This is a genomic window from Arthrobacter sp. NPDC092385, assembly GCF_044755105.1.
Taxonomy (GTDB): Bacteria; Actinomycetota; Actinomycetes; order Actinomycetales; family Micrococcaceae; genus Arthrobacter_D.
Window position 1 is genome coordinate 90,132 of sequence record NZ_JBIVQL010000002.1, and the last position, 13,581, is coordinate 103,712.

At 70.3% G+C, this 13,581-nt stretch carries 15 protein-coding genes; 6 read left to right on the forward strand and 9 right to left on the reverse strand.

Features of this window, described 5'->3' with window-relative positions:
- Nucleotides 1–113: 113 nt before the first annotated feature.
- Nucleotides 114–1,748 (forward strand): aminopeptidase P family protein, encoded by a 1,635-nt coding sequence (locus ACIQCY_RS03495; protein ID WP_400482504.1) that lies wholly within the window; start codon nt 114–116, stop codon nt 1,746–1,748.
- Between the two features lie 124 nt (nt 1,749–1,872).
- Here ACIQCY_RS03495 and ACIQCY_RS03500 read toward each other — a convergent pair whose 3' ends face one another.
- A complete protein-coding gene (locus tag ACIQCY_RS03500) occupies nt 1,873–2,766 on the reverse strand; it encodes a general stress protein (protein ID WP_400482505.1) in 894 nt (297 codons plus the stop codon).
- A 133-nt stretch (nt 2,767–2,899) separates the two neighbouring features.
- Between ACIQCY_RS03500 and ACIQCY_RS03505 the strand changes: the two genes are divergently transcribed.
- Genes ACIQCY_RS03505 through ACIQCY_RS03515 form a run of 3 tightly spaced genes read left to right on the forward strand, consistent with a single transcriptional unit; the run spans nt 2,900 to nt 5,902 of the window.
- Complete coding sequence (locus tag ACIQCY_RS03505; protein ID WP_400482506.1) at nt 2,900–4,183, forward strand: magnesium transporter MgtE N-terminal domain-containing protein; 1,284 nt, start codon at nt 2,900–2,902, stop codon at nt 4,181–4,183.
- Nucleotides 4,176–4,775 carry a DUF1003 domain-containing protein gene (locus tag ACIQCY_RS03510; RefSeq protein WP_400482507.1) on the forward strand — a complete coding sequence of 200 codons (600 nt, stop codon included), beginning with the start codon at nt 4,176–4,178 and terminating at the stop codon, nt 4,773–4,775. Before ACIQCY_RS03505 ends, ACIQCY_RS03510 begins: the two co-directional genes overlap by 8 nt.
- Nucleotides 4,772–5,902 (forward strand): Mrp/NBP35 family ATP-binding protein, encoded by a 1,131-nt coding sequence (locus tag ACIQCY_RS03515; RefSeq protein WP_400482508.1) that lies wholly within the window; start codon nt 4,772–4,774, stop codon nt 5,900–5,902. Before ACIQCY_RS03510 ends, ACIQCY_RS03515 begins: the two co-directional genes overlap by 4 nt.
- Nucleotides 5,903–5,930: 28 nt before the next feature.
- On the opposite strand, the gene ACIQCY_RS03520 is transcribed toward ACIQCY_RS03515, so the two are convergent.
- From ACIQCY_RS03520 to sigE, 3 genes are all read right to left on the reverse strand, one after another.
- Complete coding sequence (locus ACIQCY_RS03520; protein WP_400482509.1) at nt 5,931–6,341, reverse strand: Sec-independent protein translocase TatB; 411 nt, start codon at nt 6,339–6,341, stop codon at nt 5,931–5,933.
- Nucleotides 6,342–6,504: 163 nt separating this feature from the next.
- Nucleotides 6,505–7,476, reverse strand: coding sequence for an anti-sigma factor family protein (locus tag ACIQCY_RS03525; RefSeq protein ID WP_400482510.1), 972 nt, complete (start codon nt 7,474–7,476; stop codon nt 6,505–6,507).
- Between the two features lie 5 nt (nt 7,477–7,481).
- A complete protein-coding gene (gene sigE, locus ACIQCY_RS03530; RefSeq protein WP_400482511.1) occupies nt 7,482–8,123 on the reverse strand; it encodes an RNA polymerase sigma factor SigE in 642 nt (213 codons plus the stop codon).
- A gap of 320 nt (nt 8,124–8,443) precedes the next feature.
- Here sigE and ACIQCY_RS03535 point away from each other — a divergent pair, with 320 nt between their 5' ends.
- Nucleotides 8,444–9,082, forward strand: coding sequence for an O-methyltransferase (locus tag ACIQCY_RS03535; protein WP_400482512.1), 639 nt, complete (start codon nt 8,444–8,446; stop codon nt 9,080–9,082).
- Between the two features lie 63 nt (nt 9,083–9,145).
- Here ACIQCY_RS03535 and ACIQCY_RS03540 read toward each other — a convergent pair whose 3' ends face one another.
- The 5 genes from ACIQCY_RS03540 to ACIQCY_RS03560 all read right to left on the reverse strand — a co-directional run bounded on the left by ACIQCY_RS03540 (nt 9,146) and on the right by ACIQCY_RS03560 (nt 12,639).
- Complete coding sequence (locus ACIQCY_RS03540) at nt 9,146–9,313, reverse strand: DUF3117 domain-containing protein (RefSeq protein ID WP_081737717.1); 168 nt, start codon at nt 9,311–9,313, stop codon at nt 9,146–9,148.
- Nucleotides 9,314–9,477: 164 nt separating this feature from the next.
- Nucleotides 9,478–10,695: a hypothetical protein gene (locus ACIQCY_RS03545; protein ID WP_400482513.1), complete on the reverse strand. Its 1,218-nt coding sequence runs from the start codon at nt 10,693–10,695 to the stop codon at nt 9,478–9,480.
- Complete coding sequence (locus ACIQCY_RS03550; protein ID WP_400482514.1) at nt 10,692–11,315, reverse strand: DNA-3-methyladenine glycosylase I; 624 nt, start codon at nt 11,313–11,315, stop codon at nt 10,692–10,694. Before ACIQCY_RS03550 ends, ACIQCY_RS03545 begins: the two co-directional genes overlap by 4 nt.
- Nucleotides 11,312–11,722: a DivIVA domain-containing protein gene (locus tag ACIQCY_RS03555; RefSeq protein ID WP_400482515.1), complete on the reverse strand. Its 411-nt coding sequence runs from the start codon at nt 11,720–11,722 to the stop codon at nt 11,312–11,314. Before ACIQCY_RS03555 ends, ACIQCY_RS03550 begins: the two co-directional genes overlap by 4 nt.
- A 35-nt stretch (nt 11,723–11,757) precedes the next feature.
- The gene (locus ACIQCY_RS03560; protein ID WP_400482516.1) at nt 11,758–12,639 is read right to left on the reverse strand and encodes a TIGR00730 family Rossman fold protein; all 882 of its coding nucleotides are present in this window, start codon (nt 12,637–12,639) and stop codon (nt 11,758–11,760) included.
- 118 nt (nt 12,640–12,757) lie between these two features.
- Between ACIQCY_RS03560 and ACIQCY_RS03565 the strand changes: the two genes are divergently transcribed.
- Nucleotides 12,758–13,534, forward strand: a complete 777-nt coding sequence (locus tag ACIQCY_RS03565) for an amino acid ABC transporter ATP-binding protein (protein WP_400482517.1) — start codon at nt 12,758–12,760, stop codon at nt 13,532–13,534.
- Nucleotides 13,535–13,581 lie beyond the last annotated feature (47 nt).

Consider the following 13,581-nt stretch of genomic DNA (forward strand, 5'->3'; position numbering starts at 1 on the left):
CCAATCTACGCGCCGCGGGCAGCCCCTCCGGCCATCGCCGCAGCACCGCCGCCCGTCGCGTGCCCTGGGCCGCGGGCGCTCTACGGGTACCCGGGGCGGGGCCTGACAACTGCATGGAACGGTACCCGGACTTTCCCGGCGCGCGACGATGGTGGGACGATAACGGGGTGAGCACTGACGACACCACCTTCGCAGCCCAGAACCCCACCGACGCACCGGAGGGCCAGCCGCTGTCCGACCGGAACGAGAACCGCTCGCAGCGGCCCGACTCCGACGCCTTCAAGGCGTTCATGGCCAGTAGCTGGGCGCCGCCTTCGGATGATCTCCCGGCCGAGTCGCCCGTCGCGGCGCACGCTGCCCGCCGTCGTCGCACCGTCTCCGACCGCTTCCCCGGCGAGCGCATCGTGGTTCCGGCGGGCCCCTTCAAGGTCCGTTCCAACGACACCGACTACCGGTACCGCCCGCACTCGGCCTTCGCGCACCTGACCGGACTCGGCCTGGACCACGAGCCCGACGCCGTGCTGGTCCTCGAGCCGGTCGACCAGGGCACGGGCGACGACGGCGGGAACCACACCGCGACGCTGTACTTCCGCGAACTCGCCGGGCGAGCCAGCGCCGAGTTCTACGCGAACTCGCGCTACGGCGAGTTCTGGATCGGCCAGCGCCTCTCAATGGCGCAGCTCAGGGCCCAGTTGGCGCTCGAGACCGCGGACCTCGCCGAACTCGAGGTCGCCATCACCAAGGACGCCGGCGTCGCGGCGATCGGTGGCATCAGCATCCGGCTCCTCCGCGAGGTGGACTTCAACGCCGACGCCCTCGTGGACACCTCGCGCATCAACACGGGCGTGGACCTGGAGCAGGCCGACGCCCTCGACGCCGTGCTCGCGGAAGCCCTGTCCGAGCTGCGCCTCGTCAAGGACGCGTGGGAGATCGAGCAGATGGAGGCGGCCGTCGCAGCCACCGTCAACGGCTTCCACGAGGTCGTCCGGGCGCTCCCCCGTGCGCTGACCCACCACCGCGGCGAGCGCGTGGTCGAGGGCGCGTTCTTCGCCCGGGCCCGCGAGGACGGCAATGATCTCGGGTACGACACCATCGCCGCCTCGGGCAACAACGCCACCACGCTGCACTGGATCCGCAATACGGGCCAGGTCAACGCGGGTGAGCTGCTCCTGCTGGATGCGGGGGTCGAGGCCGAGAGCCTCTACACCGCCGACATCACCAGGACCATCCCCGTCAACGGGCGCTACACCGACGTGCAGCGGAAGATCTACCAGGCGGTGCTCGACGCCGCCGACGCCGGCTTCGCAGCAGCCCGCCCCGGGCGGAAGTTCCGGGAGATCCACCTCGCGGCGGTCACGGTCCTCGCGGAGAACCTCGACCGGTGGGGGTTGCTTCCCGTCTCCCTCGAGGAGGCCCTGGCGCCCGAGGGCCAGCACCACCGGCGCTGGATGCCCCACGGCACGAGCCACCACCTCGGCATGGACGTCCACGACTGCGCGCAGGCCAAGCGCGATCTGTACCTGGACGGCATCCTCACCGAGGGGATGGTCTTCACCATCGAACCGGGCCTCTACTTCAAGGCCGAGGACCTTGCGGTCCCGGAGGAGTACCGGGGCATCGGAGTGCGGATCGAGGACGACATCCTCATGACCGCGGACGGTCCGGTGAACCTCAGCGCCGCCCTCCCCCGCAATCCCGATGACGTCGAGGACTGGATGGCCGGTATCTGGGGCAGCACCGGCGAGTAGCCGTCCTTCCCCCGGGCCGCCTCCACGCACCGGGCAGGCAGACATGACGAAGGCAGGAACCTCCGGGTCCCTGCCTTCGTCGTGTCAGCCGGCCGTGTCCGCCGGCCGTGTCCGCCGCTCGGCGCTAGCGCGGTCCTCCCGCTGCCGAGGAGCCGTGGCTGCCCTGTCCGCCGTCCTCAGGGGGCGTGTCCTGCCGGGGCCCGGCGGCCGTCCCCGACTGCCCGACGACGTCCGCCGGGGGGTTGCCGGCGGCCTGGTCCTCGACGCGGACCCCGTACTGGGGCCGGCCGTCCGGAAGGTCGGGGAACTGCCCGCGCCTGGGTCCGCTGGTGCCGGGACCGGCGGTCTGGCCCTCGGCACCCGGCTGATTCGGCTGGTTCGGCTGGTTCGGATCCTGCGGCTGCTGGCCCGTGTAGGGGTCGTTCCAGGCGGCAGGACGCTCGGGCGCCTGCTGCTGCGGCTGCTGGCCCTGCCCGGGGGCCTGTCCCCAGCCGGAGGGAGCGGCACCGGGGTGCTGGGACTGCCCGTTCATGGGCAATTGCTGCAGCATCCTGCGCGCGTCACCGGCGAGGCTCGGATCGACGATCACGTCGTAACTCGTCGCGATGACCTGGCTCGTGGAGGTGAAGTCCCGCTTACCGCGCTGGAAGGCGTAGGTGAGGATGCCGAAGAGCAGCCAGAAGATGGCGCCCAGCGCGATCGAGGACGTGATGGTGATCCCGGACTCGCTGCCCGCGAAGAGGCTCAGGATCAGGCCGACGAACAGGCCGAACCAGGCCCCGGTCGCGGCGCTGCCGAGGGCGACCCGCGGGTAGCTCAGGCGCCCCGTGACGCGCTCCACCGTCTTGAGGTCGTTACCGATGATCGCCACCCGCTGCACCGCGAACTTGTGGTCGGCGAGGTAGTCCACCGCCTTCTGGGCGTCCAGGTAGCTCGTGTACCGGCCGATGGTCTCGCCCGTGGGCAGCACGCGGCCCAGGTCGCGGGAGGCAGTGGTTCCAAGTGGTGGTGTCGACATGCTCTCCATTCTTGCCTACCTCCTCCGCGCATGGGAGTCGTATCGCCCGGGGTGAACTCCCGGTCGGCCTCACACCTCCCGGAAGAACCCGGGCGATACCGCCCCGATTTGCCGCGCCCGATAGCCTAGAGCAGTGACTACCAACCCGACCCGCGTCTTCGTCGCCCGACTCCTGGGGCTCGATGTCTTCGATCCCCTCGGTGACCGCCTCGGCCGCCTGCGGGACGCCGTCGTGCTCGACCGCGGGCCCGCCAAGGCGCCGCAGGTCGTGGGCCTCGTGGTCGAGGTTCCCGGCAAGAAGCGCGTGTTCGTGCCGATGACGCGCATCACGTCGATGGACCCGTCCCAGATCATCTGCACCGGCCTCGTCAACCTTCGCCGCTTCGAGCAGCGTGGCGCCGAGATGCTCGTGGTCGCCGAGCTCTTCGACCGCCGCCTCACCCTGCGCGACGGCACGGGCAGCGCCGTCGTCGAGGACATCGCGATGGAGCGCAACCGCGCCGGGGACTGGCACGTGTCGCAGCTCTTCGTGCGCCGCGGCGGTTCGGCGTCGCCCCTGCGCGGACTCCGCCGAGGCGGTGAGCGGCTCATCATCGACTGGCTCGACGCCTTCCACGGCACCACCGACGAACCACAGGGCGCCACCCAGTTCGTCGCCCAGCACGACGACCTCAAGCCCGCCGACTTCGCCGACGCGCTGCACGAGATGAACGACAAGCGGCGCATCGAGGTGGCCGGAGAACTCCAGGACGACCGCCTCGCGGACGTCCTCCAGGAACTGCCCGACGACGACCAGGTCCAGATCCTCCAGTCCCTGACGCGCGAGCGGGCGGCGGACGTCCTCGAGGAGATGGACCCCGATGACGCCGCCGATCTCCTCAACGAGTTGCCCGAGGCCCAGAAGGAGGAGCTCCTCCAGCTCATGGAGCCCGACGACGCCGAGGACGTACGCCGGCTGCTCGAGTACGAGGAGGACACGGCGGGTTCCCTCATGACCACCGTGCCCGTCATCCTCCCGCCCGAGGCGACCGTCGCGGAGGCGCTCGCACACGTCCGGCGCGAGGAGCTGACCCCCGCCCTCGCCTCCTCCATCTTCGTGTGCCGGCCTCCGCTGGAGACCCCGACCGGGCGCTACCTCGGCGTGGTGCACATCCAGCAGCTGCTGCGCTATCCGCCGCCCGAGCCACTCGGCAACATCATCGACACGGACCTCGAGGCCGTGGGCGACCAGGCGAACGTGAGCGAAGTGTCGAGGATCCTCGCCACCTACAACCTGAACTCGTTGCCCGTCGTCAACACCGAAGGCCGGCTCGTCGGCGCCGTGACGGTCGACGACGTGCTGGATCACCTCCTGCCCGACGACTGGCGGGCACAGGACGACACACGAGGACAGAAGCGAGGTGACCGTCGTGGTTGAGAAGATCAGGTCGAGTACGCGTGGGCTCGATACGCCGCGTGAGGCGCGCAAGCGCATCCTCCCGCGCCTGCGACCGAACCCGGACCGGTTCGGCAGCGGCACGGAGAACATCGCCCGTTTCATGGGTACCCCGCAGTTCCTCTTCTACATGACCGTGTTCGTCGTGGTCTGGCTGACGTGGAACACCATCGCCCCCGAGAACCTGCGCTTCGACAGCGCGGCCCTCGGCTTCACGGCACTGACCCTGATGCTCTCCCTGCAGGCCTCCTACGCCGCACCCCTGCTGCTGCTCGCGCAGAACCGCCAGGACGACCGCGACCGCGTCTCCATGCGCGAGGACCGCCAGCGTGCGGAGCGGAACCTCTCCGACACCGAGTACCTGACGCGGGAGATCGCGGAACTGCGCATCGCCCTGCGCGAGGTGGCGACACGCGACTACGTGCGGTCCGAACTGCGCTCCATTTTCGAGGAACTCCTCGAGACGACCGACGGCCAGGAGCTGACCCTGCAGAAACGGAAGCCCCGGAAGCCGTCGGAGAGCACCATGGCGCTGTCGAAGGTCCAGCCCGCCGGGAGGAAGCCCGTCCGGTGAGCACCGCCCCGCCCCGTGAGGAGGCCGTACGGCAGGCCCTCGCCACCGTGATCGATCCCGAGCTGCGCCGCCCCATCACCGAACTCGGCATGCTCGAATCGGTGGCCATCGACGGGCGGACCGTCCGGATCAGGGTCCTGCTGACCATCGCGGGGTGCCCCCTGCGCGACACGATCAGGCAGGACGCCGAGGCAGCCCTGTCCGCCGTCGAGGGGGTGGACCGCGTCGACGTCGACCTCGGCGTCATGGACCAGGCCCAGCGCGATGCCCTGAAGGAGCAGCTGAAGGGCGCCGGGGGCCGCCGGGGCATCCCCTTCAACGATCCGGCCTCGCTCACGCGGGTCTACGCCGTCGCGAGCGGCAAGGGCGGTGTCGGGAAGTCCAGCGTGACCGTGAACCTGGCCGTCGCCATGGCCGCCCAGGGGCTCCGGGTGGGCATCGTCGACGCCGACGTCTACGGCTTCTCCGTTCCCGCGCTCCTGGGCATCACGCAGCAGCCCACGCGGGTCGACGAGCTCATCCTGCCGCCGGTGGCCCACGGCGTGAAGGTCATCTCGATCGGCATGTTCGTCGAGGGCAACCAGCCCATCTCCTGGCGCGGGCCCATGCTGCACCGGGCCCTCGAGCAGTTCCTCACCGACGTGTACTTCGGCGACCTCGACGCCCTGTTCCTCGACCTTCCTCCCGGTACCGGCGACATCGCCATCTCCGTGGCCCAGCTGCTGCCGTCGTCGGAGCTCCTCGTGGTGACGACGCCGCAGAGCGCTGCCGCGGACGTCGCCGAACGCGCAGGCTCCATGGCGGCCCAGACCGGGCAGCGGGTGGCCGGGGTCATCGAGAACATGTCCTGGCTCGAACTGCCGGACGGCGGGCGGCTCGAACTCTTCGGAACCGGCGGCGGCACCACGCTGGCCGCCCGCCTGTCGACGGCGCTCGGAGCGGAGGTGCCCCTGCTCGGCAGCATCCCGCTGGAGATGGCGCTGCGCGAGGGCGGAGATGCCGGCATCCCGCTCGTGCTCGGTGCAGGCGGGTCGAAGGCTCGCGACGAACTCACGGCGATCGCGTCCTCCCTGGCACGGCGCCCACGCGGGCTGGAGGGGCTGAAGCTCCCCGTGAGCGTCCGCTGACGCTCTTCTCCGCCCGGAGGCGGCAGGCCTACGTCGCTTCGAGGTCGTAGGGCGCGGCGCGGCCCGCTTCGAGACGCGGGCCGATTCCGACGGACACGCCTGCCGTGCGGGTAGGGGCGGCAGCGGGCGCGGCAGCGGCCACGGGTTTCGGGGCGCCCTGGCTGACGGGCTTGAAGACGTCCTCGATGTCGTCGAGGAGGGCCTCCTTGATGATGCGGCGGGGATCGTACTGGCGGGGGTCGAGTTTTCGCCAGTCGACCTCGTCGAGTTCGGGCCCGACTTCCTCCCGGAGCTGCTCGCGGGCCCCGGTCGCCATGCGCCGGAGGCCCTTCACGAGCCGGGCGAGCTGGGCAGCGTACTCCGGAAGACGCTCCGGGCCGAGCACCACGACGGCGATGATCGCCAGGACCACGAGTTCGAGGCCGTTGATTCCCAACACGTGAAAAGACTACCTTCCCGGCCTGCGCCGAACACACTCGCCCGAACCGTCCCGCCGGCCGGCGGGCAGCAGCGCGCGAGCCTTCACACCGCCGTCGTCGAGCCGTCGTCGAGCCATCACCGCACCGTTGCCCGGCGTTCACCGGACGGCCACCGACCGGCAGCTACCCGGCACCCTCCCGGGGGTAGGCGATCATCGAGAGCCCCCGGATGATGCGCTCCATCATCGAATCGCCCTGTCCCTGGGGTGACAGCGCCAGCTGCGCGTGCTCGGTGGTGACGAGCTGGCTGAGTGTCTGCGGCATGACGGCCGCGGGGAGGTCCGAGACCACCGTGTAGGTGACCGCCGGAGAATCGAGGACGACCTGCCAGGGGTCCCCTGAACGCACCCAGACGTCCCGGTCGGTCCCGCCGACGTGCTCGAAACCGTCCGACGTCACGATGTTGCCGGTCACGGCACTGACAGGCGCTGTCTCCGCGTCGCGGACGTCGCCCACCTTCCGCTGCTCGTACACGGTGACGGTGTCGCCGCCGTTCTCGAGCACGAGTTCCAGTGTGGGCCTGCCGCCCACGGTGATGCCTTCCGCGCTCTGCAGCGTGAAGCCCAGCGATTCGAGCTCGGGGCAGTACCAGCCTCCGGCCCGGAGCGTCTCGAGCTGCTCGGTGTCCAGGTAGGTGGGGGTCTGCGGCGCCACGGATTCCCATCCCGCGCGCAGCGAGGTGGTCCCGGTCACGCCGTCGGCCGTCGCGGAACCGGCCTCCGATCCGACGACGTACGCGCCGGCGAGGATGGCCGTGGCGACGACGGCGGAGCCTCCGGCCGCCGTCACGAGCGTGAGGCGGCGCGGCGGGCCGGTGCGCTCGTGGTGGGCACGGACGAAAGCGGCGCTGGACCCGGTGCGCGCCTCCCGCGCGGTGAGGGCGGAGTCGAGGCCGGGCGCGAGCAGCCGGCGCCTGAAGTCGGGATCCGGGGACGGCTTCCTCAGGCCGAGCAGTGCGCTCTTCAGTCTCCGCAGGCGGGCGACTGCCTCTGCGCAGGGAGGGCAGCGGGAGACGTGGCGTTCCACGGCGATGCGGCGGCGGTCGGACAACTCACCGTCCACGAGGTCCTGCAGGGATCGACGGGGATGAAGCATCGTTCCTAGCCCACACCGGCGATCCGTGGGACGCCGAGGGCACTCCCGCCGGAGACGCGTGGGTCGCGGTGCGCGAGCTTCTCGCGCAGCATGGTCCGCCCTCGGTGGATGCGCGATCGGACGGTGCCGAGCTTGACGCCCAGCACCTGCGCCACCTCGTCATAGGCGAGGCCTTCGAGGTCGCAGAGCACGACGGCGGCGCGGAAGTCCGGCGGCAGCTCCTCCAGCGCGGCCTGCACGTCGATGTCGAGGTTGTTGAACTCGAAGCTGCGCTCGGGGCCCGGGTGCTTGCTCGGCAGGCGGCTTTCAGCCTCCTCCGTGAGGCCGTCGAAGCGGATCCGGGTCTTGCGGCGTGCCTGGTCGAGGAAGAGGTTGGTGGTGATGCGGTGCAGCCAGCCGTCGAGCGTGCCCGGCTTGAAGTTCGCGAGCGACCGGAACACCCTGACGAAGACTTCCTGCGTGAGGTCCTCGGCGTCGAACTTGTTGCCCGTCAGCCGATAGGCCAGGCGGTAGACCTTCGGCGAGTAGTTGGTGACGACCTCTTCCCACGACGGCGCGACCCACGGGTTGCCGTGCTCATCGAGGACGGGAGCATCCACTCCGGAGACAGCCTCCACGGCGGCCTGTGCCGCTTTCACGCTGGACATGATGTTCCCCTTCTCACCGCGAATCCGACCGGTCCTGCTCCGGGCCGTGCGGCCGGAGACTGTAGTAGGAGGGATTCGGGGCTGTACTCATGCTGGATGTCCCGAGGAAAAAGTCTTTCGCACCAAGCTGGGAACCAGCTGGCAGCTCTGTGCGTGTTGCACACCCTCCCGCCGCGCCGGATCGGCTGTCCTCGCGTGCCCCTCAGCGCCCGGCCGCATGGAAGTGGAGGCAGGCCGCACAGTAGTGTTGGGGCGGGGCTCCTGCCTCCCGACACCCCGCATTTCCCCGGAACTTCCCGCGAACCACAGAACGGACGTCCATGGCCGCCGACAAACACAGCAGCTGGTCCTACACCGAAGGGCTCCCCGACGAGGACGACATCCTGCTCAGGGCACGCGACCGCTCCCACGAGCTGGGCGTGGCCCCGGTGACTCCCGCGGTCGGCGCCGCCCTCACGGTGCTCGCAGCCGCGTCCAAGGCCACCACCGCCGTCGAGGTGGGCGCGGGCGCCGGCGTGTCCGGCGTGTGCCTGCTGCGGGGCCTCGGCCGGAACGCGGTGCTGACGACGATCGACTCGGACGTGGACCACCTGCGTGCAGCCCGCGAGGCCTACTCGGAAGCCGGGATCCCCTCGAACCGCACGCGCACCATCTCCGGCCGCGCGGCGGATGTGCTGCCGCGCCTCACGGACAGGGCGTACGACCTGGTCTTCATCGACGCGGACAAGGCCGGCCTCCCCGTCTACGTCGAGCAGGCCACGCGACTGCTCAAGGACGGCGGCATCCTGATCGTCAACGACGCGCTCGATCAGGACCGTGTCGCGGAGCCGGCGGTACGCGAGCAGTCGACGAACACGCTGCGCCAGGTCGGCAGGATGGTCCGTGAGAACGAGTCCCTCGTGTCCGCACTCCTGCCGACCGGCACAGGGCTCCTCCTCGCGGTCAAGCAGCGCGCCTGACCGTACTCGGGGCCTGCTCCCGGGCGCTGCGGCATCCGCCGCAGCGCCCGGGAGCAGTGCGGGCTAGCCCGTGACGGTGAGCAGGCAGTCCTTGAGCTTGCCCGCCTCTTCCGCGTTGAGTTCCACGACGAGGCGTCCGCCGCCGTCGATCGGCACCCGCATGATGAGGCTGCGCCCTTCCTTGGTGACTTCCATCGGTCCGTCGCCGGTACGCGGTTTCATGGCAGCCATAGGAGTGTCCCTTTCGACAGGGCGCGACCGCGATCAGCGGCAGCGCGACAGTAAACGGTGCTCCGTCCCGGCGGCCCGATGGAGGGCCCGGCGGTGCACGTCATCTCCTTCATTATTCAGCACAAGGCCTGCACCTGCTAATTCCGGTGCGGCGTGGATCACACTCAGGGTGGATAATCCCCGTCCGGCCCCGTCGGCGTCCAGCCCCACAGCCAGTCCACCCAGAGGAACTGGAGCATCACCGACACCGGCAGGAGCACCCAGAGGATGAGCCGCCCGCGGAGGGTCGCGACCGCCAGGGCCAGGGGGAAGAGCGGCAGCAGGATGCGCCACGTGCTCGACTGCGGGTCCCAGAATGCCGCGAGGTACAGCAGGTACGCGGCGCACCAGGCGCCGAGGACCAGCCCGATCGACCGCACCGCCGGGGCGAGGAAGAGCCCGGCCGTGCCCAGCAGCAGGGCCGCGACGACCAATGCGGCGGCGGCCGGGCCCACGACGGCGGCGGGGGCCTCGAACCATGGCGTGAACGGAGCCAGGGCCTCCCCGCGCCACGCGGTCTCCGTGGCCACGTAGGCGTCGCGCCGCCCCGTGACCGCCCACGCGATGAGGGGCCAGGCCACCGCGGCGAGGGCCGAGACCGCTCCGAGCAGGAAGAGGGGGAGCACCTGCTGCGCCGCCTGCGCCCGGCGGGCCGGGTCGGTCTCCGGGCGGCACGCCACCCGGAGGGCATGGAGGAACAGGATGCCCACCATGACGGCGAAGGGCACCCCGGCCGGACGTGCCAGGCACATGAGCGCGACGACGGGCATCGCGGCGTAGTACCGGCCGACCGCCACGAGATAGAGGGCCGAGGCGAGGAGCAGCAGGTGCAGCGACTCCGCATAGGGCACCTGGAGGATCGCGGAGACGGGAGCGAGGGAGACGACGGCGACTCCCGTGAGGGCGGTGCCGTGCCCGGACCGGAGCCGGAACAGCCTGTAGACGACGAGCGAGGCGGCCGAGGCGGCCGCGACGGCCACGAGGGGTGCGAGGACACCCCAGCCGAGGCCGGTGACGGCATGGAGGCCCCGGACGAGCCCCGGGAAGAGGGGGTAGAACGCCCACTGGTTGTGGCTGACGGCACCCCGGGCGTCCCGGGGCAGTACGGAGGGGTAGCCCTCCCTGAAGATGCGCTCGTACCAGCCGCTGTCCCAGTAATTGATGAACGTGCCGTACCCGGGAGCCGGTCCGGACCACGGGCTGGAGTCCTGGCGCGCTGCGGCGACCAGGAGGATCACGGTGGACACGAGGCGCCCGAGGACGAAGACCGCCAGCACCTGGACGGACCAGTGCGCCGGCAGCAGCGCCGGCCCGCGGGTCCCCGCCCTGCTCGTTCCGCTCACGGGGTGGCTGCATCCGGACCCGCGGCGGAGGCTCCTTCGTGGCCGTGCCTTGATCTGACCCAGCAGTCCCTGAGGTGGTCGTCGACATAGCCCGTGGCCTGCAGCATGGCGTAGGCCGTCGTCGGGCCCACGAAGCGGAACCCGAGGGCCTTGAGCTCGCGGGCCAGGGCCGTGCTCTCGGGCGTGATCGCCGGCACGTCCGCCAGGGCCGCCGGTGCAGGACGGGGTTCGGGGCGATGGCCCTCGAGGAGGCCGGCGAGGGTCGTGCCGTCCGGCAGTGCCAGCAGCGCCCGGGCATTGGCGATCGTCGCCTCGATCTTCTGCCGGTTCCGGACGATCCCGGCGTCGCCCAGGAGCCGCTCCGTGTCCTGCGGACCGAAGTCCGCCACGACGGCGGGATCGAAACCGGCGAAGGCGCGGCGGAAGGCCTCGCGCTTCCGCAGGATGGTGATCCAGCTCAGTCCCGACTGAAACGCTTCGAGGCTCAACCTCTCGAACAGTGCTGACTCGCCGTGAACCGGACGACCCCACTCGTCGTCGTGGTAGCGCTCGTACTCCGCGCTCGAGACCGCCCAGCCGCAGCGCAGCCGGCCGTCCGAACCCGGGACGGCACCACTCATCGCACCCGGTCCCGGTCCGCGAGCTGCGAGCGCAGATCCCTGATCACGGCGTCACGATCCTCGATGGCGGCTGCGAGCCGGTCCAGGACCTCGTCCACCTGGTCCATGCGGTAACCGCGCAGGCCGAGCCCGAAACGGACGGCGTCGACATCCTGGGCAGAGGGAGCCTCCGGGAGGAGGACGGGCGGCAGTGACGCCACCGGCTGCACAAGGCCCAGCCCGTCGCGTCCTGCGGGAGCGTACCTCCCGCCGTCGTCACCGCCAGGACGGATCGCGGAACCGGCCGCGGGACCTGTGCGGGAACCGGCGCCGAGACGTCGGAGCGGCGCCGGCAGCGGGCGCCCCGATGCGAGGACGGCGGTTCCTCCTACCAGCAGGATGGCGAGGATCACCAGGAAGATAGTCACATCGCAATGGTGCCAGAGACACCCGGGAGCAAGCCTCAGGAGTGGTGTTCGTGCCCTGCGGATGCCGCGACGATGCGCACGGCCTCCTCCGCGGTGTCCACGAGCTGCAGCAGCGAGAGGTCCTTCTCGGAGATGGTGCCCTCGACGAGCAGCGTGCCCTCGACCCAGTCGAGGAGCGGGCGCCAGTAGTCGACGCCGATGAGCACGATCGGGAAGGACGTGACCTTCCCCGTCTGGACGAGCGTCATGGCCTCGAACAGCTCGTCGAGGGTCCCGAACCCACCCGGGAGCACCACGAAACCGCTCGCGTACTTGACGAACATCGTCTTGCGGGCGAAGAAGTACCGGAAGTTGATGCCGAGGTCCACCCACTCGTTCATGCCCTGTTCGAACGGCAGTTCGATGCCGAGCCCCACGGACGTCCCTCCCGCCTCGACCGCTCCCTTGTTGGCGGCCTCCATGGCGCCGGGGCCGCCCCCGGTGATCACCGCAAACCCCGATGCGACGAGGCGCCGGCCCACCTCCTCGCCGATGGAGTAGAACGACGAGTTCCGGGTGGTGCGCGCGGAACCGAACACGCTGATGGCCGGACCGAGATCCGCGAGCGTTCCGAATCCCTCGACGAACTCGCTCTGGATGCGCAGCACCCGCCACGGGTCGGTCCGGGTGAAGCCCCCGGAATCGTCCGCGTCGAGGAGCATGTTGTCCGACTGGGGCACGGCCGCCTGCCCGCGCCTCAACTCCACCGAGCCCTTGCGCCGTGCCGCCTTCCCCTCCGCGGTGCCGTGCGTGCGGGTGCCGTTCGTCCCGCTCCCGCCGGCACCCGGAAGCCGGCCCGAGAGCGGACCGGAGTCCTCGTCGTGGACGGCGGAGGGCCGTGCGTCGTCGCTGGCCGCGGGGTGCTGGGATGAAGACATTTTCCTAGGCTAACCAACGGCCCGATGCCGCGGGGACTTTTGGTTGCTTTTGAAGAACGATCATCCCCATTCCACTCCTGTGTATTGCTGGCGGGGAATAGTTCGCTAGATTTCTCCCATGACAAGTGCACCGCAACGGACTGGCCCCACGTCCTCGGGAAGCCCCCTCGTCTCCCTCAGGAACGTCAACAAGCATTTCGGGGAGCTGCACGTCCTCCGGGACATCGACCTGGACATCGCCCGCGGCGAGGTCGTCGTCGTGATCGGGCCCTCCGGCTCGGGGAAGTCGACCCTCTGCCGGGCGATCAACCGGCTCGAGACGATCGACGACGGTGAGATCACCATCGACGGCAAGGTGCTTCCCGCCGAGGGCAAGGCGCTCGCGAAACTGCGTGCCGACGTCGGCATGGTCTTCCAGTCCTTCAACCTGTTCGCGCACAAGTCCATCCTCGAGAACGTCACGCTGGGCCCCATGAAGGTCAAGGGCATGAAGGCCGGCGAAGCCAAGGAACTGGCGATGTCCCTGCTCAAGCGCGTCGGCGTGGACAACCAGGCCCAGAAGCTCCCGGCCCAGCTGTCCGGAGGCCAGCAGCAGCGCGTGGCCATCGCCCGCGCCCTCGCCATGAAGCCCAAGGTCATGCTCTTCGACGAGCCCACGTCGGCCCTCGACCCGGAGATGATCAACGAGGTGCTCGACGCCATGGTGTCCCTCGCCAAGGAGGGCATGACCATGATCGTGGTGACCCACGAGATGGGCTTCGCCCGCCGGGCCGCGGACCGCGTGATCTTCATGGCGGACGGACAGATCATGGAGCAGGCCACCCCCGAGGAATTCTTCACGAATCCCAAGAGCGACCGCGCCAAGGACTTCCTGGGCAAGATCCTCTCGCACTGACCCCCACTCATCACCCCGAGGCCCTCGTAGGGCCGCAACGCTAGGAG